28 protein-coding genes are annotated in these 24,927 nt (G+C 70.1%); 19 read left to right on the top strand and 9 right to left on the bottom strand.

The window, feature by feature from the left end; genetic code table 11:
- The first annotated feature begins 115 nt into the window (after positions 1-115).
- The 8 genes from ACFYQ5_RS26250 (at position 116) to ACFYQ5_RS26215 (ending at position 7,002) form a co-directional block, all read left to right on the top strand.
- Positions 116-763: an HAD family hydrolase gene (locus ACFYQ5_RS26250; RefSeq protein WP_389200954.1), complete on the top strand. Its 648-nt coding sequence runs from the start codon at positions 116-118 to the stop codon at positions 761-763.
- Between the two features lie 42 nt (positions 764-805).
- Positions 806-2,011, top strand: coding sequence for an MFS transporter (locus ACFYQ5_RS26245; RefSeq protein ID WP_389200952.1), 1,206 nt, complete (start codon positions 806-808; stop codon positions 2,009-2,011).
- The gene (locus ACFYQ5_RS26240) at positions 1,980-3,152 is read left to right on the top strand and encodes an acetoin utilization protein AcuC (protein WP_389200951.1); all 1,173 of its coding nucleotides are present in this window, start codon (positions 1,980-1,982) and stop codon (positions 3,150-3,152) included. The genes ACFYQ5_RS26245 and ACFYQ5_RS26240 overlap by 32 nt, the downstream gene beginning before the upstream one ends.
- A gap of 105 nt (positions 3,153-3,257) precedes the next feature.
- Positions 3,258-4,073, top strand: coding sequence for a phosphatase (locus ACFYQ5_RS26235; protein WP_389200950.1), 816 nt, complete (start codon positions 3,258-3,260; stop codon positions 4,071-4,073).
- 128 nt (positions 4,074-4,201) lie between these two features.
- Positions 4,202-4,414 (top strand): helix-turn-helix domain-containing protein, encoded by a 213-nt coding sequence (locus tag ACFYQ5_RS26230; RefSeq protein WP_389200948.1) that lies wholly within the window; start codon positions 4,202-4,204, stop codon positions 4,412-4,414.
- Positions 4,415-4,524: 110 nt separating this feature from the next.
- Positions 4,525-4,623, top strand: a complete 99-nt coding sequence (locus ACFYQ5_RS26225) for a 30S ribosomal protein bS22 (RefSeq protein ID WP_003948845.1) — start codon at positions 4,525-4,527, stop codon at positions 4,621-4,623.
- Between the two features lie 245 nt (positions 4,624-4,868).
- Positions 4,869-5,939, top strand: coding sequence for an NAD-dependent epimerase/dehydratase family protein (locus tag ACFYQ5_RS26220; RefSeq protein WP_389200946.1), 1,071 nt, complete (start codon positions 4,869-4,871; stop codon positions 5,937-5,939).
- A 16-nt stretch (positions 5,940-5,955) separates the two neighbouring features.
- A complete protein-coding gene (locus tag ACFYQ5_RS26215) occupies positions 5,956-7,002 on the top strand; it encodes a lysophospholipid acyltransferase family protein (protein WP_389200944.1) in 1,047 nt (348 codons plus the stop codon).
- A gap of 67 nt (positions 7,003-7,069) precedes the next feature.
- On the opposite strand, the gene ACFYQ5_RS26210 is transcribed toward ACFYQ5_RS26215, so the two are convergent.
- The 3 genes from ACFYQ5_RS26210 to ACFYQ5_RS26200 form a co-directional block, all read right to left on the bottom strand.
- Positions 7,070-8,266, bottom strand: a complete 1,197-nt coding sequence (locus tag ACFYQ5_RS26210; protein ID WP_389200942.1) for a DUF5667 domain-containing protein — start codon at positions 8,264-8,266, stop codon at positions 7,070-7,072.
- Positions 8,267-8,474: 208 nt separating this feature from the next.
- Complete coding sequence (locus tag ACFYQ5_RS26205; RefSeq protein ID WP_389200941.1) at positions 8,475-9,260, bottom strand: ECF subfamily RNA polymerase sigma factor, BldN family; 786 nt, start codon at positions 9,258-9,260, stop codon at positions 8,475-8,477.
- 381 nt (positions 9,261-9,641) lie between these two features.
- Positions 9,642-10,583 (bottom strand): HAD family hydrolase, encoded by a 942-nt coding sequence (locus ACFYQ5_RS26200; RefSeq protein WP_389200939.1) that lies wholly within the window; start codon positions 10,581-10,583, stop codon positions 9,642-9,644.
- 135 nt (positions 10,584-10,718) lie between these two features.
- On the opposite strand from ACFYQ5_RS26200, the gene ACFYQ5_RS26195 reads away from it, so the two are divergent.
- The 9 genes from ACFYQ5_RS26195 to ACFYQ5_RS26155 all read left to right on the top strand — a co-directional run bounded on the left by ACFYQ5_RS26195 (position 10,719) and on the right by ACFYQ5_RS26155 (position 19,388).
- Positions 10,719-10,994 (top strand): glutaredoxin family protein, encoded by a 276-nt coding sequence (locus ACFYQ5_RS26195; protein WP_389200938.1) that lies wholly within the window; start codon positions 10,719-10,721, stop codon positions 10,992-10,994.
- Positions 10,995-11,279: 285 nt separating this feature from the next.
- Positions 11,280-12,071, top strand: coding sequence for a redox-sensing transcriptional repressor Rex (locus ACFYQ5_RS26190; RefSeq protein ID WP_389200936.1), 792 nt, complete (start codon positions 11,280-11,282; stop codon positions 12,069-12,071).
- On the top strand, positions 12,068-13,561 hold the full coding sequence (locus ACFYQ5_RS26185) for a glutamyl-tRNA reductase (RefSeq protein WP_389200933.1): 1,494 nt from the start codon (positions 12,068-12,070) through the stop codon (positions 13,559-13,561). The genes ACFYQ5_RS26190 and ACFYQ5_RS26185 overlap by 4 nt, the downstream gene beginning before the upstream one ends.
- The gene (gene hemC, locus ACFYQ5_RS26180) at positions 13,558-14,544 is read left to right on the top strand and encodes a hydroxymethylbilane synthase (protein ID WP_389200931.1); all 987 of its coding nucleotides are present in this window, start codon (positions 13,558-13,560) and stop codon (positions 14,542-14,544) included. Before ACFYQ5_RS26185 ends, hemC begins: the two co-directional genes overlap by 4 nt.
- Positions 14,541-16,208 (top strand): uroporphyrinogen-III synthase, encoded by a 1,668-nt coding sequence (locus tag ACFYQ5_RS26175; protein WP_389200929.1) that lies wholly within the window; start codon positions 14,541-14,543, stop codon positions 16,206-16,208. The genes hemC and ACFYQ5_RS26175 overlap by 4 nt, the downstream gene beginning before the upstream one ends.
- 133 nt (positions 16,209-16,341) lie before the next feature.
- Entirely contained in the window at positions 16,342-17,337 is a 996-nt protein-coding gene (hemB, locus tag ACFYQ5_RS26170) for a porphobilinogen synthase (protein WP_389200928.1), read from the top strand.
- Between the two features lie 481 nt (positions 17,338-17,818).
- Positions 17,819-17,941, top strand: a complete 123-nt coding sequence (locus ACFYQ5_RS26165; RefSeq protein WP_389200926.1) for a restriction endonuclease subunit S — start codon at positions 17,819-17,821, stop codon at positions 17,939-17,941.
- Positions 17,938-18,072, top strand: coding sequence for a type I restriction enzyme endonuclease domain-containing protein (locus ACFYQ5_RS26160; protein ID WP_389200924.1), 135 nt, complete (start codon positions 17,938-17,940; stop codon positions 18,070-18,072). Before ACFYQ5_RS26165 ends, ACFYQ5_RS26160 begins: the two co-directional genes overlap by 4 nt.
- 359 nt (positions 18,073-18,431) lie before the next feature.
- On the top strand, positions 18,432-19,388 hold the full coding sequence (locus tag ACFYQ5_RS26155) for a MarR family transcriptional regulator (protein WP_389200923.1): 957 nt from the start codon (positions 18,432-18,434) through the stop codon (positions 19,386-19,388).
- Positions 19,389-19,404: 16 nt separating this feature from the next.
- On the opposite strand, the gene ACFYQ5_RS26150 is transcribed toward ACFYQ5_RS26155, so the two are convergent.
- The gene (locus ACFYQ5_RS26150) at positions 19,405-19,647 is read right to left on the bottom strand and encodes a DUF397 domain-containing protein (protein ID WP_389200921.1); all 243 of its coding nucleotides are present in this window, start codon (positions 19,645-19,647) and stop codon (positions 19,405-19,407) included.
- Complete coding sequence (locus tag ACFYQ5_RS26145) at positions 19,647-20,429, bottom strand: Scr1 family TA system antitoxin-like transcriptional regulator (protein WP_389200920.1); 783 nt, start codon at positions 20,427-20,429, stop codon at positions 19,647-19,649. Before ACFYQ5_RS26145 ends, ACFYQ5_RS26150 begins: the two co-directional genes overlap by 1 nt.
- A 152-nt stretch (positions 20,430-20,581) precedes the next feature.
- Between ACFYQ5_RS26145 and ACFYQ5_RS26140 the strand changes: the two genes are divergently transcribed.
- Positions 20,582-20,983 (top strand): ATP-binding protein, encoded by a 402-nt coding sequence (locus ACFYQ5_RS26140; RefSeq protein ID WP_389200918.1) that lies wholly within the window; start codon positions 20,582-20,584, stop codon positions 20,981-20,983.
- Positions 20,984-20,987: 4 nt separating this feature from the next.
- On the opposite strand, the gene ACFYQ5_RS26135 is transcribed toward ACFYQ5_RS26140, so the two are convergent.
- The 3 genes from ACFYQ5_RS26135 to ACFYQ5_RS26125 are packed head-to-tail and all read right to left on the bottom strand — an operon-like array spanning position 20,988 to position 23,622.
- Positions 20,988-21,647, bottom strand: coding sequence for a response regulator (locus ACFYQ5_RS26135; protein WP_389200916.1), 660 nt, complete (start codon positions 21,645-21,647; stop codon positions 20,988-20,990).
- Positions 21,644-22,792 (bottom strand): histidine kinase, encoded by a 1,149-nt coding sequence (locus ACFYQ5_RS26130; protein ID WP_389200914.1) that lies wholly within the window; start codon positions 22,790-22,792, stop codon positions 21,644-21,646. The genes ACFYQ5_RS26135 and ACFYQ5_RS26130 overlap by 4 nt, the downstream gene beginning before the upstream one ends.
- Positions 22,789-23,622 carry a CPBP family intramembrane glutamic endopeptidase gene (locus tag ACFYQ5_RS26125; RefSeq protein WP_389200913.1) on the bottom strand — a complete coding sequence of 278 codons (834 nt, stop codon included), beginning with the start codon at positions 23,620-23,622 and terminating at the stop codon, positions 22,789-22,791. The genes ACFYQ5_RS26130 and ACFYQ5_RS26125 overlap by 4 nt, the downstream gene beginning before the upstream one ends.
- A 445-nt stretch (positions 23,623-24,067) precedes the next feature.
- On the opposite strand from ACFYQ5_RS26125, the gene ACFYQ5_RS26120 reads away from it, so the two are divergent.
- Positions 24,068-24,202: a hypothetical protein gene (locus tag ACFYQ5_RS26120; RefSeq protein WP_389200911.1), complete on the top strand. Its 135-nt coding sequence runs from the start codon at positions 24,068-24,070 to the stop codon at positions 24,200-24,202.
- Between the two features lie 48 nt (positions 24,203-24,250).
- Here ACFYQ5_RS26120 and ACFYQ5_RS26115 read toward each other — a convergent pair whose 3' ends face one another.
- The gene (locus ACFYQ5_RS26115; RefSeq protein ID WP_389200909.1) at positions 24,251-24,862 is read right to left on the bottom strand and encodes a dihydrofolate reductase family protein; all 612 of its coding nucleotides are present in this window, start codon (positions 24,860-24,862) and stop codon (positions 24,251-24,253) included.
- Between the last annotated feature and the right edge of the window lie 65 nt (positions 24,863-24,927).

The following is a 24,927-nucleotide window of genomic DNA, read 5'->3' as shown; positions in this document are numbered from 1 at the left end:
TACTGCAGGGGGGACCCTGTGGGAGAGTAGGACGCCGCCGAACAATTATTCCGGGAAAGCCCCGTGCCCTTGTGGCACGGGGCTTTTCTGCGTTCTGAACGTCTAGGGTCGAACCATGCGCTACGAACTGGTCATCTTCGACAACGACGGCGTGCTCGTCGACAGTGAGCCGATCTCCAACACGGTCCTGGCCGGCTACCTCACGGAGCTCGGTCACCCCACCTCGTACGAGGAGTCCCTCCGCGACTACATGGGGGCCGCCATCCACCGGGTGCACGACCTGGTGGACGCGCGGACCAGCCAGAAGCTCCCCGCGGACTTCGACGAGGAGCTGCACCGCCGTACTCTCGCCGCCTTCGAGGCGGAGCAACTGGCCGCGGTGGACGGGGTCCAGGAGCTGCTGGGCGAGCTCGTCGCCGACGGGGTGGCGTACTGCGTCGCGTCGTCCGGAAGCCACCAGAAGATCGCGGCCGGGCACCGCAAGGCCGGGCTCGACCAGTGGTTCGAGGAGGAGTGGATCTTCAGTTCCGAGGACGTGGGGCGCGGGAAGCCCGCTCCGGACCTGTTCCTCCACGCCGCCGAACGGATGGGTGTCGCCCCCGACCGGTGTGTCGTGATCGAGGACAGCCCGCTCGGTGTCGAGGCGGCCCGGGCGGCCGGGATGGAGGTGTACGGATTCACCTCGATGATGCCGGCGGACCGGCTCGTCGGGGTCACCGGGCACTTCTCCGACATGTCGCAGCTCCCGAAACTCCTCGCCTGATCGATCTACCCAGCGGTAGTCCGGAGCTCTACGCTCGCGGCCATGACGGATGCGCGGTTGCGGCACGGCAGAGCCTCCCTGGCGCTCAGCTTCCTGGTGCAAGGGGTGACCTTCGCCTTGCTGGTGACGCGCATCCCCGCCATTCAGGACCGGTACGGGATATCCGACGGGCTGCTGCCCGTCTTCCTGGCGGCGGTGCCTGTTCTGGCGGGGGTCGCCAGTGTGGCCACCGAGAAGGTGGTCACGCGGGTGCGGCCGGGGATCGTGCTCAGGTGGGCGCAGCCCGTCGTGCTGCTGGCCCTGCTGGGTGTGGGCGCCGGCAGCGAGGTCTGGCACGTGGCCGTCGCGCTGGGCCTCTTCGGGCTGGCGGTCGGAGCCCTGGACGCCTCGATGAACATGATGGGCGTCAGTCTCCAGCGGGCGTACGGGCGCAGCATCATGCTCGGTTTCCACGCCGCGTACAGCCTGGGCGGCATCGCCGGGGCGTCGTTGGCCTGGGCGGGGGCCCACTGGGATCTGTCGCTGCTGGTGTCCTATCTGCCGGCGGTGGTCGTCCTGCTGCCCGCGGCTCTGATCGGGAGCCGGTGGTACGTGGAGGGGAGGAGCGGTGGGGAACAGGCGTCGGGTGAGCCCGGCCGGGGTGAGTCCTCCGTGCCGTTCAGGCTGCTCCTGCCGCTCTGCCTGGTGATGGCGTTCGCGTACATCGGGGACTCGACGGTCTCCAACTGGAGCGCGAAGTACCTGCAGGACGTGCTGGGCGGCTCGGAGCAGCTGGCGACGGTTCCGTACAACGTCTACATGGTGACGACGCTCCTGGGGCGGGCCGTCGGTGACCTCGGGGTGCGGCGGTTCGGGGCGGTGGCCGTGGTGCGGGGCGGCAGTGTGCTGGCCGCCGTCGGGTTCGCGGTGGTGGCGGTGGCGCCCGGCGCCTGGTGGGGGATGCTGGGCTTCACGCTGCTGGGGCTGGGGCTCTGTGTGATCGTGCCCCAGACCTTCGCCGCTGCGGGGAGGATGTTCCCCGGGGCGAGCGATGTGGCGGTGGCCAGGCTGAACGTCTTCAACTACGTCGGTTTCCTCGTCGGGTCGCCCCTGGTGGGGGCGCTCGGGGACGCGTGGAGCTACCGCGGGGCGATGCTCGTGCCCATGGTGCTGGTCCTCGCGACGCTCGTGTACGCCCGGTCGTTCGGCGCGGAGCCCGCCCGATACGGTGGCGGGCATGAGCGGGCGCGCGCAGCTGATGTGGGATGAGGCAGTAACGGGATACGACTTCGGGTCCAGTCACCCCATGGATCCGGTCAGACTCGCCCTGACGATGGGGTTGGTGCGGGCGTTCGGGCTGGACACGGCGGTGGATGTTCGCTCGGCCAGGTCCGCGGGGGACTCCACGCTGCGGCTCGTGCACCGTGAGGACTACGTGGCGGCCGTCCGTGCCGCGTCCGCGGACCCCGGGGCCGCCGACCAGGCGTACGGGCTCGGGACGGTCGACGATCCCGCCTTTCCGGGGATGCACGAGGCGTCCGCGCTCATCGCCGGGCTGTCGGTGGGGGCCGCGGAGGCGGTGTGGCGTGGGGAGACCTCGCACGCCGTGAATTTCACCGGTGGGCTGCACCATGCGATGCCCGGGGCGGCGTCGGGCTTCTGCGTGTACAACGACCCGGCGCTCGCCATCGCCCGGCTGCTGGAGCTGGGTGCGGAGCGGGTGGCGTACGTCGATGTGGACGTCCATCACGGGGACGGGGTGCAGGCGGCGTTCTGGGAGGACCCCCGGGTGCTGACGGTGTCGCTGCACGAGCACCCGCGCACGCTGTTCCCGCAGACCGGGTGGCCGGAGGAGACCGGTGCCGGGGCTGCCGAGGGCGGTGCGGTGAATGTGGCGCTGCCGGCGGGTACGGGTGACGCCGGGTGGTTGCGGGCTTTCCACGCGGTGGTGCCCGAGCTGCTGGAGGAGTTCCGGCCGCAGGTGCTGGTGACCCAGCATGGTGCCGACACGCATGCCGAGGACCCGCTGGCCCATCTCGCGGTGTCGCTGGACGCCCAGCGCGCCGTCATGGCGGCCTGTCATGATCTCGCCCATTCCTACGCGGAGGACGGGCGTTGGGTGGCGTTGGGCGGGGGCGGTTACGCGGTGGTGGATGTGGTGCCGCGCTCCTGGACCCATCTCGTGGGGATCGCCGCGCATGCGCCGGTGGATCCGGAGTCGGTCATCCCGTCGTCGTGGCGGGACGAGGTCTACGCCCGTACGCGGCAGTTGGGGCCGGCGCGGATGACGGACGGCCGTACGCCCTCGTGGAAGTCCTGGGAGGACGGGTACGACCCGGCGGACCGGCTGGACCAGGCGGTGCTGGCGACCCGGCGGTCGGCGTTCCCGTTGCGCGGGCTGCTGGCCTGAGGGTGGGGTGCGACCTGTTCCGCGATCGCGGCTGAGGTTACGCCAACGGTGGGGGGTGCCCGGGTTCCGGCCCGTGGGTGCTTCCGGTGCGGGAGCATCGGGAGGGTGTTGAGCACCGGAGCGCTGCGCGCTCATCTGCTGGCGGCCCGGCTCGCCGGGCCCGTGGCCACGCCGCGGGAGACCAGTCTGCGGAGTTATCGGCTTTTCGCGGCGAGGGACCCTCGTGTGCTGCTCGGGCTCGATCCGGTCCGTGTCTGGGGAGAGCGTGATCTGCTGCGGCTGATGGCCGACAAGTGCGGGGTCTCGGACGATCCTGATCATGTGTCGGGTCTGGACGTGATCGATCCGGAGCGGACCCTGGCGGCTCTGGACGCGTTCGCGGAACGGCTCGCCGGGGCTGTGGAAAGGCGGGCTCCGGTGCTGTTCGGCACCGGGCATCCGCATCGGCTGCTCGGGTTCTACGCCGGTCTGGCAGACGCTTTGTCGGCGGCGGGGTGCGCGGTGCTCACCCCCGCGCAGGGCCGATGTGTCGACATAACGACCCGGTTCGGCGTACGCACGTGCACTCTTGATTACGTACAAGGTGTCGCCTTGGTGCGCGAACCGGGCGTGCCGGCCCCCGGGAGTGTCCCCGGCGCGCACACCCACTCGCCGCTGCCGGTCAGGGCTGTGCTGGAGGAGATCGTGAAGGCCCGGGGAGTGCTGCCGGAGCTGGTGGTCGGGGACCACGGATGGGTCTGCGGAGCAGGTCAGCTGGGCATCGAGGCCATCGGGCTGGCGGATACGGATGACCCCGCGCTGTTCGTGGGTGAGGCGGAGGGGCGGGTGTCCGTCGCCGTTCCGCTTGATGACGGCGTGCGGTCGGACTACTACCGGCCCCTTACTCGGTATGTACTCAATCGGGCGTGTCTGTCACGGTAGGCGGCCGATCGTCTCTCCTCTTCCCCACTTGCATCACCCGCCCCTAATCTGGGGAGTGAGCGCACAACGACGAAGAGTCACCGGAGGGGAAGCCGGTGCGCGTCTGGTGCGGAAGGTACAGGTGGGTCATGGCTGCTGACAGTGAGAGGCCTCTCAACGAGGTCAAATTTCTGACCGTGGCGGAAGTCGCCTCGGTCATGAGGGTGTCGAAGATGACCGTGTACCGCTTGGTGCACAGCGGTCATCTGCCGGCGATCAGGGTGGGAAGGTCCTTCAGGGTCCCGGAGCAAGCGGTTCACGAGTATCTTCGAGACTCCTTCGTGGGGGTGGAGTCAGCCTGACGTCGCCCTCGGATTACGTCCCTCACGCGGTGGCGGGTAGGCTAGGCCGACGTAGGTCGTGTGGGCCCAGACGCCCCGCACCAGTGAAGAAGAAGTGAGCGAGGGTAGTCGTGGGCTCTGTTATCAAGAAGCGGCGTAAGCGGATGGCCAAGAAGAAGCACCGCAAGCTGCTCAAGCGCACGCGCGTTCAGCGTCGCAACAAGAAGTAAGCGAACGCGGTTCGTGAATCCGAGGCCCTTCCGCCGTACTGGCGGAAGGGCCTCGGTGCGTTCCGGGGCCGGGCCGGGACCGGTGGTCGGGGTGCGGCGGCGTGCGGCGGATTCGGTGGTATTCCCGCCATCGGTTCGGTAAAGCCCGCCTGGGGTCATCACAGGGCAACATCCACCGACTACGGTGACGGCCAGGGGAAGACCCCCGCTCGGTGAACGTGAACGATCGACGGAAGGCGCTGATCTTGGGGAAGATCGTGCTCGTCACAGGCGCGGCCCGGCAGCTGGGAGGCCGGTTCGTACGGCGCATCCAGCGCGACCCCGGCGTGGACCGGGTGATCGCCGTGGACTCGGTCAGGCCCGGACATCAGCTCGGCGACGCCGAATTCGTCCTGGCGGACATCCGGCAGTCGGCGATCGCCAGGGTCCTCGCCGAGCATTCCGTCGACACGGTCGTCCATCTGGACGTGTCCGCGAAGGCGCTCGGCACGGGCGGCCGGACGACGGTCAAGGAGACCAACGTCATCGGCACGATGCAGTTGCTCGGCGCCTGTCAGAAGTCCCCGTCGGTGCAGCGGCTCGTGGTCAAGTCCAGCACCAACGTGTACGGGTCCGCCCCCCGTGACCCCGCGGTCTTCACCGAGACGACGCCGCCCAAGTCCCTGCCCAGCGGCGGCTTCGCGAAGGACGCGGTGGAGGTCGAGGGGTACGTCCGGGGGTTCGCGCGCCGCAGGCCGGACGTGGCTGTGTGCGTGCTGCGGTTCGCGAACATCCTGGGCCCCGAACCGGACTCGCCGCTCGCCGACTACCTGTCACTGCCCGTGCTGCCGACGGTCTTCGGGTACGACCCCCGGCTGCAGTTCGTCCATGAGGACGACGTCGTCGACGTACTGGAGATCGCCGCCCGGGAGCCCCGGAGGGGCACGCTGAACAGCGGCACGTTCAACATCGCGGGCGACGGTGTGCTGCTGCTGTCGCAGTGCTCGCGCAGGCTGGGGCGGCCGACCGTGCCGGTGCTGCTGCCGGCCGTCACCTGGGTGGGGTCGGCGCTCCGTACGATCGGCATGACGGACTTCTCGCCGGAGCAGATCCGGCTGCTCACCCACGGCAGGGTGGTCTCGACCGTGCAGATGCGCGAGACGCTGGGTTTCCGGCCGAAGTTCACCACGGCCGGGACGTTCGCGGAGTTCGCGCGGAGCCGGGGGCCGGGGCTGCTGCCGCCCGAGCGGGTGGGCAGGGCGGTCGGCCGGCTGGCCGAGCTTCCGCTCGGCGGGGGAGCGCCCGGCAGTACACATTCGACGCACGGCGCCAGGTAGAGGAGCGCGACCGACGATGGCGGACGCCAAGGTCATTCCCTTCGACGACGACCGTTCGCGCTCAGGCGCGGGGCGGCGTAGAGGTGCCCTGCCGGGCGGCCGGGGCCAGGGGCCCGTGACGGCCGGTCCTGCGCCCGTGAGCGCCCTGCCGGGCGGTCAGGTGCCGGACGGGACGGCTGAGGCCGCAGGTGCGGTCTCCGAGGACGCAGGGGAGGGTTCCGGAAGCGGCTGGGACCGGCGGATCGCCGGTGGGCTCGCTTTTCTGCGGCGCCGGCTCACGGGCGATTACGACGTCGACGAGTTCGGTTACGACGAGGAGCTGACCGACCAGGTCCTCATGTCGATGCTGCGCCCGCTCGCGGACAAGTACTTCCGGGTCGAGGTGAAGGGCATCGAGAACATCCCGTCCGACGGCGGGGCGCTCATCGTGGCCAACCACTCCGGGACGCTGCCGCTGGACGGGCTGATGCTCCAGGTCGCGGTGCACGACAACCACCCGGCCGAGCGGCATCTGCGGCTGCTCGCGGCCGACCTCGTCTTCATGCTGCCGGTGGTCAACGAGCTGGCGAGGAAGGCCGGGCACACCCTCGCGTGCGCGGAGGACGCGGAGCGGCTGCTGCAGCGGGGTGAGGTCGTCGGTGTCATGCCGGAGGGCTTCAAGGGCATCGGGAAACCGTTCGGCGAGCGGTACAAGCTGCAGCGCTTCGGACGGGGCGGCTTCGTGTCGACGGCGCTGCGGGCCGGGGTGCCGATCGTGCCGTGCTCGATCGTGGGCGCGGAGGAGATCTACCCGATGATCGGCAACTCGAAGACCCTGGCGCGGGTCCTGGGGGTCCCGTACTTCCCGATCACCCCGACTTTTCCGTGGCTGGGACCGCTGGGTGCGCTGCCGTTGCCGACGAAGTGGACGATCCAGTTCGGCGAGCCGATTCCGACGGACGGGTATCCCCCGGAGGCGGCGGAGGACCCGATGCTGATGTTCAACCTGACGGACCAGGTGCGGGAGCAGATCCAGCACACGCTGTACAAGCTGCTGGTGCAGCGCCGGTCGGTCTTCTTCTGACCGTACGAGTCCGTACGAGAGAGGGGGCTGTCCCAGCTGGGACAGCCCCCTCACCGCGTGCCGGTTGTCACGGGCGCTCGACGTCCTCGCTGTCGATGCCCAGGCCGGGCAGCAGGCCCGGGAGGAGCGGCGGCAGGGTGACGTCCGGTGCGGGGGGCCCGCCGGATGCGCCGCCCGGGGACGACGGGGTGGTGTCGTCCGCGGGGAGGTCGTCCAACAGGGCGTCCGTGCCGCCGCCGAGCAGCCCGTCGGCCGCACTGTCGGAGCCGGAGGGCTCCGGGACGGTGCTGTGGATGGACGTGCTGTCGTCCGGAGCCGCGGAGGAGGGAGCCGAGCGGTCCGGGGCCGCGGAGCCCTGGTCCCCCTGTGTGGAGCCGGAGTGCGGTGCGTCTCCTTCGGCGCCCGGGGTGCGGGGCAGCAGGGACTTCAGCGGCGCGACTTCCTGGTCCATGGCCTCGAAGACGGAGCTGATCTTGTCGCTGACGTCGGCCAGCTGGACGGGCAGCCGTTCGCGGAGGCTGCTCCAGCTCGCGCGGTGCGAGCGGGAGAAGGAGTCCAGTGTCTGGATGGGGCCGAGGGAACCGTCGCGCGCGTAGGCGGTGTGGAGCAGTCGGTGGCCCTCGGTGGCGTCGGACGTCACGCTGTCGAGGGCGCGTCTGACCTCACCGATCGATTCGTGGTCCATGGCGCCCGCGCGGCCTCGCTCCATCAGCCTGCGGGCTTCGCTGAGGCGCGTCGATGCCTGGTCGAGGTAGGCCTCGCCCCGGTCGGCGTCGCCGTCGGCCAGGCCGAGGCTGATGTCCTCCATGCCGCGCTTGAGCGGGTAGAGGGAATCACCCGGCAGGGCGTCGGAACTGGCAGCGGCCACTCCACTGAATGCTCCCGCGGCGACACCGACCGTGAGCCCGCCTGCGGTGAGGCCCTTCGCCCAGCGGGAGCGGGGACGCAGCCTTCGGATCGGGGAGGCCCGGTGGGCTCCCTTGTTCCGCTGTTCGGGCACCGTAGGGACCGTGGACGCACCGCCTTCGGCGAGCATGGTCTCCATGGCCGCCACGAGCTGGGCTCGCTGCACCACTTTGACCTCGGGATCGAATTCCGGCTCCGGTAGCTCACCGAGGCCGTTCGCCAGGGCCAACAGCGTTCCGTGGTCGGCCTGTTGGGCCGGGTCCTCGGGCTGTACGGCCGCCGCACCCTGGGGGGACTGCTCCTCCAGGGCCTGGGCGAAGGCGTTCGCCCGCCGGTGTGCCGAAATGTTTGCGATCACTGGCGGCACCTCCTCTCGTCATGACGGTCGACTCCCCTGAGGGTCCGAAAGGTTGCCCACCGGAGACGTTCCACACGATCGAGCGAGTGGAAACGGTCAGGTGTGGCGACAGGGGGCCTGCATCCGGCACAACGAGTGGTGCGGCAGTTGGGTTACGGACTGAGGATGATCCGATCGGTGTGTCACGGACACGTCACCTATGGTGACGTCAGCGGGCGTCGTCCGGCAGAAGTCGCGCGAGCGTACGCACGGCTCGGTACTGCAAGGTTTTGATCGCGCCCTCGTTCTTTCCCATGACTCTGGCGGTCTCGGCGACCGAGAGGCCCTGCAGGAACCTCAGGGTCACGCACTCCTGCTGCTGCGGGTTGAGCCGGCGTACGGCTTGCAGCAGGGCGGCGTTGGAGAGGGATTCCAGGACGGAGTCCTCCGGGCTCCGGGCGACCTCGTTGGCGTCGAGCATTTCGCCAGTGGTCACTTCCAGTCGGAAACGACTGGATTTGAAGTGGTCGGCGACCAGGTTCCGGGCGATCGTGACCAGCCAGGCGCCGAAGTCGCGGCCCTGCCAGGTGAAGGTGGAGATACGGCGGAGTGCGCGCAGGAACGTCTCGCTGGTGAGGTCCTCCGCTGTCGCCTTGCCTCCCACGCGGTAGTAGATGTACCGGTACACAGTGTCGCTGTACTGGTCGTACAGTCGGCCGAAGGCCTCGGCCTCGCCAGCCTGCGCGCGCTCGACGAGATCCATCATGCGCGCGCTGTCGCTGTCGGCTGTCGGCCGGCGGACGGGAGCCGACGACGCAGCAGCCGCGGCGCCGCGGCTGCTGCGTCTTCCGACGGCCGCGCTGCGTTCGGCCAGCGCGTAGCAAGGGCCGGCAGGTGCAGGGGTGGCAAATTGGGGGACGGCGTACGCGGTGGGGACGAAGCCGCGCAAGTGGTCGAGGACCGTTGCGCGCAGCGTAGCCAGGCCCGAGGTGTCAACCCCGACGTGTGGGTACACGGGACTCCCAGAGGCAGAGCTTCCATCACGTGCAGTTCGAAAACCGTCACTCGTGGTAGCGGGTGGCGGGCTCCTTGTGCGTCTGAGGAGAATAACGCTTCGTATAGGCCGTGCTACACCCAGTTGCTCAAATCACCGGTTACGTCGCTTCCTTAACCTCTAAGTGACGGTTCAAGCAGCACATCGTGATCGGTTGTTGATCGAATGGTTTCGAGATCTGTCTGCGGCGGCGACGGATTGTGGTCACCGGGATGCAATGCGACTGGCCGGAGCGATGGGGGCGATGCCCGCTGTTCCGGTCCCGATCGGGCGTACGTCCCCGGGCGTGCCGCCTCCGCCCCTCGTGGAGGGGTGTGAAGGGAGTCGCGGGGTGAGGAGGGGTCAGCGGCGGCGACGGTGGAGCGCCACTGCGGCGGCCGTGCCCCCGGCGAGGGCGCCGACGCCCGCCGCGGCCGGGATGCCGACCTTGGCGGCCTTGCGGCCGGTGCGGTAGTCGCGCAGCCGCCAGTCCAGGGAGCGGGCGTGCTTGCGCAGCTTGGAGTCGGGGTTGATCGCGTACGGGTGGCCGACCAGGGACAGCATGGGGATGTCGTTGTGCGAGTCGCTGTAGGCGGCGCAGCGCTCCAGGTCCAGGCCCTCGGCCGCTGCCAGCGCGCGTACCGCCTCGGCCTTCGCCGGGCCGTGCAGGGGTTCGCCGACCAGTCGGCCGGTGTAGACGCCGTCGACCGACTCGGCGACCGTGCCGAGGGCGCCGGTGAGGCCCAGGCGGCGGGCGATGATCGTGGCGGTCTCGACCGGGGCGGCGGTGACCAGCCAGACCTTCTGGCCCGCGTCGAGGTGGGCCTGGGCCAGGGCGCGGGTGCCGGGCCAGATGCGGTCGGCCATGTACTCGTCGTAGATCTCCTCGCCGATGGACATCAGCTCGGAGACGCGGTGGCCCTTGACGATGGACAGGGCGCTGTCGCGGGCGTCCTGCATGTGCTCCGGGTCCTCGACGCCGGCCAGCCTGAACCAGGCCTGCTGCCAGGCGAACCTGGTCAGTTCGCGGCGCTGGAAGAACTTCCGCTTGTACAGGCCGCGGCCGAAGTGGAAGATCGCGGCGCCCTGCATCACGGTGTTGTCGAGGTCGAAGAAGGCGGCGGCCCTGGTGTCCCCGGCCACCGGGAACGCCGGTTCCCGCTCTTCTTCCAGGGTGGCCGGAAGCTCTTCGGCCTCGGCGATGCGCGCCGACTTCTGTGCGGCCTCGGCTGCGGCCTCGCCTGCGAGCACGCTGCGTGCCGTGGCGGGGCGCCTGCGGGGGGTGAGCCATCCAAGAGCGGCCATGTCGTGAGCATAGCCATTCCGTTCGGCTCTTCCCGACCCGGCGGGATGCGAGGGTGTGAACTCTCTGGGGACGGGGCGTTAAACGGGTGATTCCGCGCACCCGCGGGGCCCGGCGCAGGGCGCAGAATAGTAGACATGAGTGCTTTGCTGCGTCGTGCGAAGAAGAAGCCCGCGGACCGGGTGGTGACCCTCGTGGGGAAGCCGGGGTGTCACCTCTGTGAGGACGCGCGGATGGTGGTGAGCGCGGTCTGCGAGGAGGTGGGTGCTTCCTGGGTGGAGAAGGACATCACGCAGGACGAGGCGCTGTACAAGGAGTACTGGGAGCAGATCCCGGTGGTCCTGATCGATGGCGAACAGCACACCTTCTGGCGGGTGGACCCGGCGAGGCTGCGCACGGCACTGCGTACGTGAGGGGGCTTTCCGTGTGGAACCCGGATAACATCATGGGCGTTTTGAGTGGTCTCGGGGGCGTGGACATGAGGAGTGTGTACCGTCTTGCCCCCTTCGGGCCCGCAACGGGCTGATGGTGTCCCGGGTTCCGGGATCGTGCGGGAAATATGCGTGACCCCGGTCACTTTGACCAGACAAAACGGACACTATCTTTGTGCACGCGTTCACAAAGACATAGCCTGCTGTCGACGGGGCGGTCATAGGACATACGGCCGCCTGCAGCCCCGCTCATCCCGCAGGAGCACCGTGGCAACTGGCCGAACTCACCGACCGGCGACCCGTAGCCGAGGAATTCCCGAGGCCACCGTCGCCCGGCTTCCGCTGTATCTCCGCGCACTGACGGCGCTCTCCGAGCGCTCGGTTCCCACGGTGTCCTCCGAGGAACTCGCCGCGGCGGCGGGAGTCAATTCCGCGAAGCTGCGCAAGGACTTCAGCTACCTGGGCTCCTACGGCACACGCGGTGTCGGGTACGACGTCGAGTACCTCGTCTATCAGATCTCCCGCGAGCTGGGTCTCACCCAGGACTGGCCGGTCGCGATCGTCGGTATCGGTAACCTCGGCGCCGCGCTCGCCAATTACGGCGGTTTCGCCTCCCGTGGTTTCCGGGTCGCCGCGCTGATCGACGCCGACCCCGCCATGGCGGGTACGCCCGTGGCCGGGATCGCTGTCCAGCACACCGATGACCTGGACCGGATCATCAGCGACAACGGTGTGTCCATCGGTGTCATCACCACCCCGCCCGGCGCGGCCCAGCAGGTCTGCGACCGGCTCGTCGCCGCGGGTGTGACCTCCATCCTGAACTTCGCGCCGACGGTGCTGTCCGTGCCCGACGGCGTCGACGTGCGCAAGGTCGATCTCTCGATCGAGCTCCAGATCCTCGCCTTCCACGAGCAGCGCAAGGCCGGCGAGGAGGCCGCTGCCGACGGCAGGGCGGGTGTGGGCGGTGACGGTGACGCCGAGGAGGCGCCGCCGATGCGCGCCGCTCCCGCCGGCCGGAAGGGACCTGACGGGGACATGCCCGCCGTGATGCCGGCATGAGTCTCCTGGTCGTAGGTCTGAGCCACCGCAGTGCCCCCGTCTCCGTACTGGAGCGGGCGTCCCTGGCGGTCGACGCCCGGACGAAGCTGCTTCAGGACACCCTCGCCGCGGAGCCCGCGACCGAGGCCGCGGTACTGGCCACCTGCAACCGCATCGAGCTGTACGCGGACGTGGACAAGTTCCACGCGGGTGTCGCCGAGCTGTCCACCCTCCTCGCGCAGCACAGCGGGGTCGGGCTGGACGAGCTCACTCCTTATCTTTATGTGCACTACGAGGACCGTGCCGTCCACCACCTCTTCTCGGTGGCGTGCGGGCTGGACTCGATGGTCGTCGGCGAGGGCCAGATCCTCGGCCAGATCAAGGACGCGCTGGCGCTGGGGCAGGAGCTCCACACCGCCGGACGTCTGCTGAACGACCTCTTCCAGCAGGCCCTGCGGGTCGGTAAGCGCGCCCACAGTGAGACCGGGATCGACCGGGCCGGGCAGTCGCTCGTCACCTTCGGTCTGGAGCAGCTGGCCGATGGCACCGAGGTCACCGCGTGGGCGGCCGGCAAGCGCGCCCTGGTGATCGGCGCGGGCTCGATGTCCTCGCTCGCCGCCGCCACCCTGGCCCGTGCCGGCGTCGAGGAGATCGTCGTCGCCAACCGCACCCGGGCCCGTGCCGACCGGCTCGTCGAGATCCTCGGCCAGGCCGGGGTCCCGACGGCGCGCGCCGTGGAGATGGCCGCGGTCGGGGACGAACTGACACGTGCCGATGTCGTCGTGTCCTGTACCGGCGCGACCGGTCTCGTGCTGACGGCGGAGGCCGTCGCCCGTGCGCTCGGCGTCGCATTCCACACCGCAGGTCAGGCGTCCGAGGCCCCGGCCGCCGCCGCGCCCGACGCGCTGGACCAGCACGCCGCGTGGGTGGAGAACGGTTCAGCCACCGCTGCCGCGCAGGACCGGGCCGTGCGCCGGGTGCCCGTGCGGCAGGCTGTCACCGGCCCCGCCCGGCTCCACCTGCTCGACCTCGCGATGCCGCGCGACATCGACGGGGCGGCGCACCGCGTCGCCGGTGTGCGCCTCGTCGACATCGAGTCGCTCGCGGAGGCGTCCGCGGACGCCCCGATGGCCGCCGATGTGGACCAGGTGCGCACCATCGTCGCCGACGAGGTCGCCGCCTTCGGAGCCGCGCAGCGCGCCGCCCACATCACCCCGACCGTCGTCGCCCTGCGCGCCATGGCCGCCGATGTGGTGGCCGGTGAGATCGCGCGGCTCGACGGACGCCTCCCCGACCTGGACGAGAAGCAGCGCGCCGAGATCACGCAGACCGTGCGCCGCGTCGTCGACAAGCTCCTGCACGCGCCCACCGTGCGGGTCAAGCAGCTCGCCAGCGAGCCCGGCGGCGCCGGGTACGCCGATGCGCTGCGGGAACTCTTCGACCTCGACCCGCAGACGGTGGCCGCCGTCTCCCGGGCAGACCTGAACGACCCGAATAGAGGGCGGTCATGACCGACAACTCACCCCTGGGCGGGGAGACCACCAGGCCGCTCCGGCTAGGCACCCGGCGCAGCAAGCTCGCCATGGCGCAGTCCGGCCTGGTCGCCGACGCGGTCCGTGAGGTGACCGGGCGTGCCGTCGAGCTCGTCGAGATCACCACGTACGGGGACGTCTCCCGGGAGCAGCTGGCGCAGATCGGCGGGACGGGCGTGTTCGTCGCGGCCCTGCGCGAGGCGCTGCTGAGCGGCGAGGTGGACTTCGCCGTCCACTCGCTCAAGGACCTGCCGACCACGCAGCCCGAGGGGCTCGTCCTGGCCGCCGTGCCGCCGCGCGAGGACCCGCGCGACGCACTGGTGGCGCGGGACGGGCTGACCTTCGAGCAGCTGCCGCCCGGTGCCCGCGTCGGCACCGGTTCGCCGCGCCGTATGGCGCAGCTCAACGCGTACGCCCGCTCGCACCGCCTCGAGATAGAGATCGTGGCGATCCGTGGGAACGTCGATACGCGCATTGGTTTTGTACGAAGCGGGGAGCTGGACGCGGTGGTACTCGCCGCCGCCGGGCTCAGCCGCCTCGGACGCACGGACGAGGTCACCGGCTTCCTGCCGGTCGACACCGTCCTGCCCGCTCCCGGCCAGGGAGCACTGGCGATCGAATGCGCTGAAAGCAGCGCGGACCTCGCCGCAGCTCTCGCCGAGCTCGACGACCCGTACACCCGGGTCGCCGTGACCGCCGAGCGCGCCCTGCTCAACGCCCTGGAGGCCGGCTGTTCCGCACCTGTGGGTGCGCTGGCCGACTTCCTGGCCGACGGGCAGGTTGTCAACGAACTGCGCCTGCGCGGTGTCGTCGGTTCAACCGACGGTACTTCCCTGGTGCAGCTGTCCATCACCGGTCCCGTCCCCACGTCGCACGACGACGCGGCGGCCCTCGGTCGCGAGCTCGCGTCCGAGATGCTTGCCAAGGGTGCGGCCGGTCTTATGGGGGAGCGAGCACTTTGAGCCCCACCGGCCCTGTCGTATCCGACTTCCCTGTCCTGTCCGCAGGGCATGTCACCTTCCTCGGCGCCGGCCCCGGCGACCCGGGGCTGCTGACGCTGCGCGCTGTCGAGGCGCTCGCGAGCGCGGACGTCCTTGTCGCCGAACCCGACGTTCTCGACGTCGTCCGCTGCCATGCGCGGGCAGGGGTAAGCACGCCTGAGATGACGGTTGTTGACATGGCGTCAGCACCCGCCGGGGTACCCGTCCTCAGGGATGCCGCCAATCTTGTCATGGAGGCAGCGAAGGGCGGGAGGCGGGTGGTCCGTGCCGTCACGGGTGACCCCGGCCTGGACGGCGACACCGGCGCCGAGATGCTCGCCTGCGCTGCCGCGGGTGTGCCTTTCGAGGTCGTGCCCGGCATCGCGAACGCGGTCGGTGTGCCCGCGTACGCCGGTGTGCCGCTGCGTGACGCGCAGGGCGTCGACGTGCGCTTCGTCGACGCGCGTACGGCGTCGGACCGCTGCTGGTCCGAGGTCGGCGCGAGCGACGCGACGGCCGTCGTGTCCGCGTCGCTCGACTCGGTGGCCGCGGCCGCCGGTGAGCTGGTCTCGGCGGGCCGTAAGCCCGACACCCCGCTCACGGTCACGATCGCCGGGACGACGACGCGTCAGCGCACGTGGACGGCGACGCTCGGGACGATCGCCCAGGTCCTGAAGCAGGCCAAGGTCCTCCCGTCGCCGGACGGGCACCTGCCCGTGATAGCCGTGGTCGGGGAGCGCAGCTCCGCCGCCCAGCGCGACCAGCTCGCGTGGTTCGAGTCGAAGCCGATGTTCGGCTGGAAGGTGCTCGTACCGCGGACGAAGGAGCAGGCGGCGTCGCTCTCCGACCAACTGCGTTCGTACGGTGCCGTGCCGCACGAGGTCCCGACGATCGCCGTCGAGCCGCCGCGTACGCCCCAGCAGATGGAGCGCGCGGTCAAGGGCCTGGTCACGGGCCGTTACGAGTGGATCGCGTTCACCTCGGTGAACGCGGTGAAGGCTGTGCGGGAGAAGTTCGAGGAGTACGGGCTCGACGCCCGCGCCTTCGCGGGGATCAAGGTCGCGGCCGTCGGCGAGCAGACCGCCGCCGCGCTGATCGATTTCGGTGTGAAGCCGGATCTCGTGCCGTCCGGTGAGCAGTCCGCCGCCGGTCTGCTGGAGGACTGGCCGCCGTACGACCCGGTCTTCGACCCGATCGACCGGGTGTTTCTGCCCCGTGCGGACATCGCCACGGAGACCCTGGTGGCCGGGCTCATCGAGCTGGGCTGGGAGGTCGACGACGTCACCGCCTACCGCACGGTCCGTGCTTCGCCGCCGCCGGCCGAGACCCGGGAGGCGATCAAGGGCGGTGGCTTCGACGCGGTGCTGTTCACCTCGTCCTCGACCGTCCGCAACCTGGTCGGTATCGCGGGCAAGCCGCACAACGTGACGGTGATCGCGTGCATCGGTCCCGCCACGGCGAAGACCGCCGAGGAGCACGGTCTGCGGGTCGACGTGCTGTCCCCGGAGCCGTCGGTCCACAAGCTGGCCCAGGCGCTGGCGGACTTCGGCGCGCAGCGCCGGGACGCGGCGAAGGAGGCCGGTGACCCGGTGACCCGGCCGAGCGAGCGGCGTCCGGGTGCGCGGCGTCGCAGGTCGACGACCTGAGGGCCGGAAACGGATGTACGGGCCGGGCCCGGCTGTCTCCTCGCGGAGCGGCCGGGCCCGGCCCGTTTTCCGGGCTGTTTTTCCGGCTCGGGTGTCGGTAAACCGGTGATGTGTACGGGTCTACGCTCGAAGGATGACCGATTACGGAAACTTCCCCGGTTCGCGCCCCCGCCGACTGCGGACGACCCCCGTCATGCGGCGCATGGTCGCCGAGACCCGGCTCGACCCGGCGAATCTGATCCTGCCCGCGTTCGTACGCGAGGGCATCGACGCCCCGGTCGCCATCTCGGCGATGCCCGGCGTCCAGCAGCACACCCTGGACACGCTGCGAAAGGCCGCTGTCGACGCGGTCGCGGCGGGTGTCTCGGGGATCATGCTCTTCGGCGTCCCGCTGGACGAGAAGAAGGACGCGCGGGGCACGGCGGGGACCGACCCGGACGGGATTCTCCAGGTCGGGCTGCGGGCGGTACGCGAAGAGGTCGGGGGCGACCTCGTGGTCATGTCCGACCTCTGTCTGGACGAGTACACCGATCACGGCCACTGCGGGGTGCTGACCGGGGACGGCCGCGTCGACAACGACGCCACGCTGGAGCGGTACGCCGAGATGGCCCAGGTCCAGGCGGACGCGGGCGCCCATGTGGTGGGCCCCAGCGGCATGATGGACGGCCAGGTGGGTGTGGTCCGGGACGCGCTGGACCAGACGGGCCACGAGGACGTGTCGATCCTCGCCTACACCGCGAAGTACTCCTCGGCCTTCTACGGCCCGTTCCGCGAGGCGGTGGGCTCCTCGCTCAAGGGCGACCGCAAGACGTACCAGCAGGACCCGGCGAACGTCCGGGAGTCGCTGCGGGAACTGGCGCTGGACCTGGAGGAGGGCGCCGACATGGTGATGGTCAAGCCGGCCGGACCCTACCTGGACATCCTGGCCAAGGTCGCCGACGCGGTGGACGTGCCGGTCGCGGCGTACCAGATCAGTGGTGAGTACGCCATGATCGAGGCCGCCGCGGAGAAGGGCTGGATCGACCGGGACGCGGCGATCCTGGAGAGCCTGACGGGCATCCGGCGCGCGGGTGCGCGGATGATCCTGACGTACTGGGCGACGGAGGTCGCGCGGAAGCTGGGGCGCTGAGGCCCTGCGCAGGACCCTGGAGCGGGTCACGACAGGTCGTGGCCCGCTTTTCATGACATTGAAAACTTGCTGCGGGTTAGTGAGAATTCTGCTTCTCGCGAGTGGTGTGGAGCTGAGGCTTCCCATCCAGGGGAGAGGCGCCAGGTTCAACTCATCGCGGTGAGGGAGCGTCAGCTCGACTCGCGCAGCAGGAACAGTGACGCCCTGCACTGCCTCATTGCGGTGGGCAGTACAGGGCGTATCACGAGGCTCTGCCCTGGGCTGTGTGCTATGCGGCGAAGCAAGCGGTGACAGGACTCCAAGGCGTACCCGGGAATCGTAACGCGGTGGCCGGTCGGAAGGTAGTGCGGACGATGAGGACAGGACTTCGTCTCCGGAGAACCTCTGGATGCGCCCCCACGCGTTGGCAGCCTTGCTGGCCGCTCCCCGAAACCAGCAGCGCGGCAGCGGGTCGCTCGTACGGCACGTGAGCGTGAGGGGCATGGACCTGCCGCAGCTACCGGTGGAGGAGCTCGCCGACCTTCGCGACACCCTCCTCCCCCAGCTCGTCACCGGCAAGCTCCGCGTCAAGGACGCAGCCCGCATCGTGGAGGACGACGTATGACCACCCCGGACCGCATCATGGCCCGGGTGCTCCGGCTTTTGCGCAAGCACGGGTATCCGCCGGACAAGCAGCCCGCGGCGATCGAGCGGGTGCTGAAGCAGGCGGAGGACCTGGCGGAGGTGATGGCGTGAACCGGCGCTCGAAGCTCGGGCTTCGGGTGCCGGGGTTCGAGGGGCGAGCTTCGGGAGGGGCGCTGTCACTCTTCCGGGGGGCGTCTGCGGAGCGCGGGTCCGATGCTTGAGCTTCGGGATTCGGGCGGCGAGATGCGGGGTTCGGGATCCGAGCGCCTTCTTTACCCGGTAGGTAGAAAAGGGTTTGGGTAAACCTCCCCGACCTCCCTGACCCGTCACGATCAGCAAGTATGACTAATAGTGACCGACTTGCAGCGGAGTGTCGTGACTGCTTACGGTGCGGAAACCAGAACGACCCCGACGCGGTGCAGACAACACCAGGCCGGGGTCTCACCCCAAGATCGTTAGGAGACGATCTCGTGGCTGTTCAGCACCTTAGCCCTGCCCTGCGCGCCCCCGCATCCTCGCGCCCGTACCCGATGGCCAATCCCGGCTACGGCAAGCGATCCGCTCCGGACCAACAGCCTCGCTGCAGCGCTGACTTCATGCTGCTGCCTCTGCGCGAGCGGAACATCGCCGGGTTCATCGACCAGCTGCCCGACGGCGCGGCCATGGACGTCAAGGGGCTGGCCAAGCAGCTGCCGCTCTACGGTCAGCAGGCGGTCGGCTCGGCCCTCAAAGCCCTGTCCGTCGCCGGGTATCTGCGCCGTGTGCGGTGCCTGGTGACCGGCGAGGGCGGGCAAGTGCGCTGGGTCTTCCGTACGTTCTGGTCCCGCACCGCGCGCGACAACGAGTGGTGGGGTGCGCTGATGGCTGCGGAGGTTCGGCGGGCAGCCGTGCCCGAGCCTGTGCCGGTCGCTGCCCCTGCCGCCCCGGTCGTGCCCGAGCAGAGGGCGCAGGAACCGGAGCCGGTCGCAGAAGGGCACTCACCCGCGTACGCGGCCTTGGCGCAGCTCGGCCGCGTTGATGCCCGGCTGGCGCTCTCCGCCGCCGACTGTGCGGTCCTGGAGCCGTTGGCCGCCGAGTGGTTCACGCGTGGAGTGGACGCCGACTACCTCGTCCGTGCGCTTGTCGCCGGGCTTCCCGCCGGGGTCGGCTCACCGGTCGGCCTCGTCCGCCGCCGCCTCACGGACAAGATCCCGCCCCAGGTGCCCACCGCGCCGGTGCCGCCCGCACCCGGTGCGCCGGTCCGGCGGGTGATGATGGAGTGCACCAAGTGTGGTGTACCCGGCCGCGCCGAGGCCCTTCCTGACGGCCTCTGCCGCGCCTGTCGGGAGCCCGGTCAGGGTGCGACGGATGACGCAGCTGAACTGCCCGCCGAACGGGACGTGCGTACGTACGTCGCCGGGCTGCGCGATCTGCTCAAGGCCCCCTGAACGCCTGCTCGTCCGGTCAGCGCCCGGCCGCGAACGCGGCGAAGGCCGACCAGGCGGTGGGGGCGACGGTGAAGGTGGGGCCCTCGGGGTCCTTGGAGTCGCGGACGTGGATGGCGGTGGGGTGCGTGGAGACTTCGAGGCACTCGCCGCCTTCGCTGCCGCTGTAGCTGGACTTGCGCCAGTTGTAGGCGACTTCAAGGCAATTACCGCCGTCGCTGCCGCTGTAACTGGACTTGAACCACGTCAGTGCGGTGCTCATCAGTCTCCTAGCATCCGATCCAGCAGGCCCGTGGTGTCCTCAGCGTTCAGGGCTTGCGTCCGCAGCATCGCATATCTCTGAGACAGGATACTGACCTCGTCAGGATCGGAAATGAGCTGACTGCCACGCTGGGTCTCGGCGTACCCGAGGTGCTGGTGATCCGGCGTCTCGAGAAGCACGAATGGGCCGTCAAGCGCGGCGTGCGACTGCCGCCCGACGGGCATGACCTGAATAGTGATGCCAGGCAGGGTCGAGCACTGCCGAAGATGGTGCACCGCGTTCCTCCTGACCTCGCTGCCACCGAGCCTGTCCAGCAATACCGCCTCGGCAATGATGAAGCTGACAGACGGTGGAATGCTGCTGCGGAGGATGCTCTGCCGTGCCAATCGCGTGGCTACCTGGGTGTCGATCTCGTCCTCGGAGAACGCGGGGACTCGGCTGCCGAAGACCGCGCGGGCATAGTCCTCCCTCTGGAGCAGGCCGGGCAGGACTTGGTTCTCGTAGAAGGAAAGAGCGAGGGCTTCACGCTCCAGGTCGATGAACGTCTCCGCCCACGCCGGGATCAGGTCCACCTCCGGCATGTTGGCCACCGCCGTCTCCAGCGCCCCCTTCGTGTCCAGCAGCACGTCCAGGCGCCGGGCGAGGTCGGGGAGCAGCGCGCGGCGGCCCTGTTCGATGGAGGCGATCGTCTCCACCTGTACTGCTGCCCGGTCCGCGAGCTGGGCCTGGGTCAGGTCCGCCGTGACGCGGAACAGGCCGACCAGCTTGCCGACGAGCTTCATGGCGGACGCGTTCCTGCGCTGCCGATTCCTGGGGTGCATATGGTGCGGCCTCCCCGCCCTGGTGCGTACTTCATGCTTCGGCGGCCCGTACAAGGGATCTGTACGTGCTCACCCACTGCTGAACAATAGGCACAGAGAGTGATGCTCGTCTCATGAACGAGACGATGCAACCCTCGCTGCTCCGTGAGCGCTTCTGCCGGCGTGAACGCCGCTCGGTCGCTGCGGTACGGGAGTTCACGCGCGAGGCCGTGACCGACTGGAATTTCGGGGCGCGGCTCGACGACGTGCTGGTGTGTGTGAGTGAGCTGGCGACCAACGCGCTGCTGCACGGTGTGCCGCCGGGGCGCGGCTATCTGGTCCGGCTGAGGCTGGAGGCGGAGGGATGCGCGCTGTCCGTGGAGGTGCACGACAGCGGGGGTGGGGTGCCTGCGGTGCGGCGGCCGGACGGTGAGTCGGGGCGTGGGCTGCTGCTCGTCGACGCGCTCGCCGATCGGTGGGGCGTGGGAGAGCGGGACCCGGGAAAGTTTGTGTGGTGTGCGTTCACGCAGGCCTGACGGTTCAGGACACCAGGCCCTGGCGGTAGGCGTAGACGACGGCCTGGACGCGGTCGCGGAGCCCGAGCTTGGTGAGGATGCGCGAGACGAAGGTCTTGACCGTCTCCCGGCTGATCACGAGGGACGCGGCGATCTCGTTGTTGGAGAGGCCGTCCGCGATGAGGCGCAGGACCTCCAGCTCACGGGGGGTCAGAGGGATGCCGGGGCTCTTGTCCTCGGTGGGCCGGATCCGGGCGGCGTACCGGCCGACCAGCTGGCGGGTCACCTCGGGGTCCAGGAGCGCCGCGCCGGCGGCGACGGTCCTGATGCCGTGGAGAAGCCGGTCCGGCGGGGCGTCCTTGAGGAGGAAGCCGCTGGCGCCGGCGCGCAGCGCCTCGTAGACGTACTCGTCGAGGTTGAACGTGGTCACCACGAGCACCTTGACGGGGTGGGCCACTCCGGCGCCGGCCAGCAGACGGGTGGCCGCGATGCCGTCGAGCACCGGCATGCGGATGTCCATCACCACGACGTCCGGGCGGACCTTCGCGGCGAGGTCGACCGCGGTCTGTCCGTCCCCGCACTCGCCCGCGACCTCGAGGTCGGGCTGCGCGTCGATGATCGTCGACAGCCCGGTGCGGATCAGCACCTGGTCGTCGCAGATCAGGACACGGATCGGCGCGGTCACGAGGGGCTCCCGGAGGGTATGCGGACCTGGACGGTGAAGCCGCCGTCCTTCTGCTTCTCCGCGCTGAAGTCGCCGCCGAGGACCTCGACCCGTTCGCGGAGACCGGCCAGGCCGCGCCCGCTCCCGGAGAGTCCGGCCGACCGCGAGCCGGAGCCGTCCGTGCCGACCTCCACGGTGATCTCCCTCTCGCCATGGCGCACCCTGACCGAAGTGCGGCTGCCATGAGCGTACTTGAGGGCGTTCGTCAGGGATTCCTGCACCACCCGGTAGGCCACGAGGTCGGCGCTGCCGGCCGACTCCGCCGGTGTGCCCTCTTCGGTGAACTCCACGGGCTGTCCGGCCTGCCGGGTCTGTTCGACGAGTGTGAGGAGCCGGTCGGCGGGCGGTGTCCTGGGCTCGGTGCCGTGATCGGGGTTGAGCAGGTCGAGCAGGTGCCGCAGGTCCGTGATGGCCCGGCGCCCGGTGTCGGTGACGGCGGTCAGGCTCTGGTCGAGGCGGTCGGGTACGGCGGTCAGATAGCGGGCGGCCTCGGCCTGTACGACCATCGCCGTCACGTGGTGGGTCACCACGTCGTGGAGTTCGCGGGCGATGCGGGCGCGTTCGGCGGCGCGGGTGTCCTCGGCGACGCGGCGGCGGTACTCGGCCTCCAGGGCCCGGGTGTGACGGACCCATGCCCCGACACCCCAGGTGAGCGCCACGGCAAGGTAGAACGTCACGAACTCGCTCGGTGGTTCGCCCGGTCCGATCCGGTGGAGCGCGACCGCCAGTGGTACGTACGCCACGGAGACGGCGATCGCGGTGGTACGCCTGTGGTGTTCCAGGTGGGAAGCCACGCCCATCAGCGCGATGGGCAGTGCGATGCCCGCGAGCGAGTGGTAGCCGCGGAGCTGGTCGACGGCGAAGCCGGCCGCCACCAGGGCGAAGCAGAGGACGGGCCACCGGCGGCGACCGGCGAGCGGGAGGCACTGGAGGGCGATCGCCGCGAGGGCCAGGGAGTCGAAGGGGCGGGTCGGCAGGCCGCCGAGCTCCGTCCCGTTGTCGTGGTACACCAGCGAGGCGGCGAACAGGACCGTCGCGAGTGGGGCGTACCAGACTGTGGCACCTGACCGGCGCCACAGTTCCTGGATCCGCGAACGTCCGATCATCGGGGAAGTGTAGTGGTGGCGGCGACCCGGTCGGCGCGCCGACGGGGCACCAGGTTGCCGCGCTTGCGGGCCAGCCACATGAATCCGATCGTCGCCAGCACGCCGAACAGCACCGCGTACACGCTGCCTTCCGGCCCGAAGTCGCCGCCGGTGACCCACGTCGGGCCCGACGTCATGGTGTCCAGCAGCCCTTGCGGGGTGTCGTTGCCGGAGACCTCGGTGCTGAAGATGCCGGCTGCCGCGAAGTTCCAGCCGAAGTGCAGGCCGATCGGCAACCACAGGGTGCGGGTCGCGGCGTAGGCGGCGGCGAGCATGCCACCGGCCTCGATCGCGATGGCGAGGGCGCCCCACAGGCTGGCGTGGGGGTTCAGCAGGTGCGAGGCGCCGAACACGACCGCGGTCAGCGTCAGCGCGATCCAGGTGCCGGTGTACTCCTCGATGATGCGGAACAGGACGCCGCGGAAGAGCAGTTCCTCCGTCACGGCGGCGGCCGACATGAAGCCGACCAGCCCCAGGGCGCCGGTGACCGAGCCCAGACCGTTGATCTCGTAGTGCGCGTTGACGTAGATGTTCGTGATGACGGCGCCGAACATGGCGACGCCGATCAGCATGCCCCGGCCGACCGCGGACCCGGCCCCCTTGCGGGCCACTTCGGTGGACGGGCGGTGCTCGGTCTTCCGCACCACCCATCCGTAGACGAATACGGCGAGCACGGAGGTCAGGAGTCCCAGGACGAGCTGGATCCAGGGGTTGCCCTCCAGGGCGGCGACAGTCAAACCGCCGATCATGGTGACCACCACGACGGCCAACAACTGCCAGACGAACCTCATGAACGCTCCTTCTCCGGGTCCGCGGCAGGGGTGCCGCGACGCCTCGAACGCTACGGAGGCGGCGTCCGGGAATCGTCACCTCACGGTGGACACCTGGCCGTAGCTCGCGTGGGGGACAGATGGCCGGTGGGCCGGTTCAATTCGGTTGTGGGTGGCTCCGGTTACGGAGGTGATCACCGGGATGTCCTCGCGCGGGAAGCTCCGTCCGACGTCCCCCGAACTGGCTCCGGCCTGGGAGTGCCTCGACGGAGGCGACGTCCCGGGAGCGCTGCGCGCGCTGCGGCAGGTCTCCGCGGCGCCGCTGGGGGAGGTGGCGGTCGTGGCTCCGTGGGGGAGGTCCTCCGGCTGGGCGACGACGGCTCGGCGGTGCGTGGGGAGGCCGACGCGAGGCCGGAGGCGGAGATTGCCGCCGAGATCGTGGGCGCCGACCCGACACCGGACGCCGGTGGACGGGGAGACGCCCGCCGACCCCGTCGACAAGCTCACGGACTCCGTCTCGGCCGCACGGGGCACCTGGCTCCGGGGCGACCGGGACCGGCTGACGTCGTCGGGACCGGTGGCGAGTTCACGTTTCCTCTGACGCGGCCGGGAGTCCGGCGCCCGGTGGTCCGGGCACCGGGGTGGGCGCCTACGCGTCGGCCCCGTACGTTCCGTACCGCGGGAGGCCCGTCGACTCGTAGACGAGCACCGTGATCCCGCCGGGTGTCGTCTCGCTGCGCAGCAGGCGCAGGCCGGCCGGGGTGCCGCCGTCCGGGAACAGGCGGCGTCCGCTGCCCACGACCACCGGAGCGATCGCGAGACGCAGCTCGTCGACCAGGCCGGCCGCCAGCAGGGACTGGCCGAGCCGGGCGCTGCCGTGGATCTGGAGCTCGCGGCCGGGGAGCCGCTTCAGCTCGGAGACCTGGGCGGGGACGTCGCCGGACAGGATCGTCGTCGGCTCCCAGCCCGCCTCGGTCAGGCTCCGGGAGGCGACGTACTTCGGCGAGCCGTTCAGGAGGGCGGCATTCGGGTGGTCGGTCATCGTGGGCCAGTCGCGGGCGAAGTTCTCGTACGTACGACGGCCGAACAGGAACGCGTCCGCCTCGCTGAGCCAGCCGGTGGCCACCCGGTCGAAGGCCTCGTCCAGGTGCGGTACGAACCAGCCGCCCCGGGTGAACCCGTCGCTGGTGTCCTCGTCCGGGGAACCAGGTCCCTGGGAGACGCCGTCCAGTGACAGGAACTCCTGCAGTACCAATCTCATCGCGCACCGTTTCTCTCTCGGGCGGGGAGACATCTTCCCGCCCCCGTCAGACTCCGTGTGGTGCC

It is taken from the genome of Streptomyces sp. NPDC005794, from assembly GCF_042871445.1.
Classification (GTDB): Bacteria; Actinomycetota; Actinomycetes; order Streptomycetales; family Streptomycetaceae; genus Streptomyces.
This window is presented reverse-complemented; position numbering and strand designations above follow the sequence as displayed.

What these genes read in the sequence shown, in the direction of transcription:
- ACFYQ5_RS26125 (WP_389200913.1), bottom strand. Translation starts at nt 23,622, where the DNA reads ATGAGGTTCGTCTGGCAGTTGTTGGCCGTCGTGGTGGTCACCATGATC.
- ACFYQ5_RS26130 (WP_389200914.1), bottom strand. Translation starts at nt 22,792, where the DNA reads ATGATCGGACGTTCGCGGATCCAGGAACTGTGGCGCCGGTCAGGTGCC.
- ACFYQ5_RS26250 (WP_389200954.1), top strand. Translation starts at nt 116, where the DNA reads ATGCGCTACGAACTGGTCATCTTCGACAACGACGGCGTGCTCGTCGAC.
- ACFYQ5_RS26245 (WP_389200952.1), top strand. Translation starts at nt 806, where the DNA reads ATGACGGATGCGCGGTTGCGGCACGGCAGAGCCTCCCTGGCGCTCAGC.
- ACFYQ5_RS26140 (WP_389200918.1), top strand. Translation starts at nt 20,582, where the DNA reads ATGAACGAGACGATGCAACCCTCGCTGCTCCGTGAGCGCTTCTGCCGG.
- ACFYQ5_RS26115 (WP_389200909.1), bottom strand. Translation starts at nt 24,862, where the DNA reads ATGAGATTGGTACTGCAGGAGTTCCTGTCACTGGACGGCGTCTCCCAG.
- ACFYQ5_RS26240 (WP_389200951.1), top strand. Translation starts at nt 1,980, where the DNA reads ATGAGCGGGCGCGCGCAGCTGATGTGGGATGAGGCAGTAACGGGATAC.
- ACFYQ5_RS26195 (WP_389200938.1), top strand. Translation starts at nt 10,719, where the DNA reads ATGAGTGCTTTGCTGCGTCGTGCGAAGAAGAAGCCCGCGGACCGGGTG.
- ACFYQ5_RS26200 (WP_389200939.1), bottom strand. Translation starts at nt 10,583, where the DNA reads ATGGCCGCTCTTGGATGGCTCACCCCCCGCAGGCGCCCCGCCACGGCA.
- ACFYQ5_RS26215 (WP_389200944.1), top strand. Translation starts at nt 5,956, where the DNA reads ATGGCGGACGCCAAGGTCATTCCCTTCGACGACGACCGTTCGCGCTCA.
- ACFYQ5_RS26230 (WP_389200948.1), top strand. Translation starts at nt 4,202, where the DNA reads ATGGCTGCTGACAGTGAGAGGCCTCTCAACGAGGTCAAATTTCTGACC.
- ACFYQ5_RS26185 (WP_389200933.1), top strand. Translation starts at nt 12,068, where the DNA reads ATGAGTCTCCTGGTCGTAGGTCTGAGCCACCGCAGTGCCCCCGTCTCC.
- hemC (WP_389200931.1), top strand. Translation starts at nt 13,558, where the DNA reads ATGACCGACAACTCACCCCTGGGCGGGGAGACCACCAGGCCGCTCCGG.
- ACFYQ5_RS26165 (WP_389200926.1), top strand. Translation starts at nt 17,819, where the DNA reads ATGGACCTGCCGCAGCTACCGGTGGAGGAGCTCGCCGACCTTCGCGAC.
- ACFYQ5_RS26160 (WP_389200924.1), top strand. Translation starts at nt 17,938, where the DNA reads ATGACCACCCCGGACCGCATCATGGCCCGGGTGCTCCGGCTTTTGCGC.
- ACFYQ5_RS26145 (WP_389200920.1), bottom strand. Translation starts at nt 20,429, where the DNA reads ATGAAGCTCGTCGGCAAGCTGGTCGGCCTGTTCCGCGTCACGGCGGAC.
- ACFYQ5_RS26150 (WP_389200921.1), bottom strand. Translation starts at nt 19,647, where the DNA reads ATGAGCACCGCACTGACGTGGTTCAAGTCCAGTTACAGCGGCAGCGAC.
- hemB (WP_389200928.1), top strand. Translation starts at nt 16,342, where the DNA reads ATGACCGATTACGGAAACTTCCCCGGTTCGCGCCCCCGCCGACTGCGG.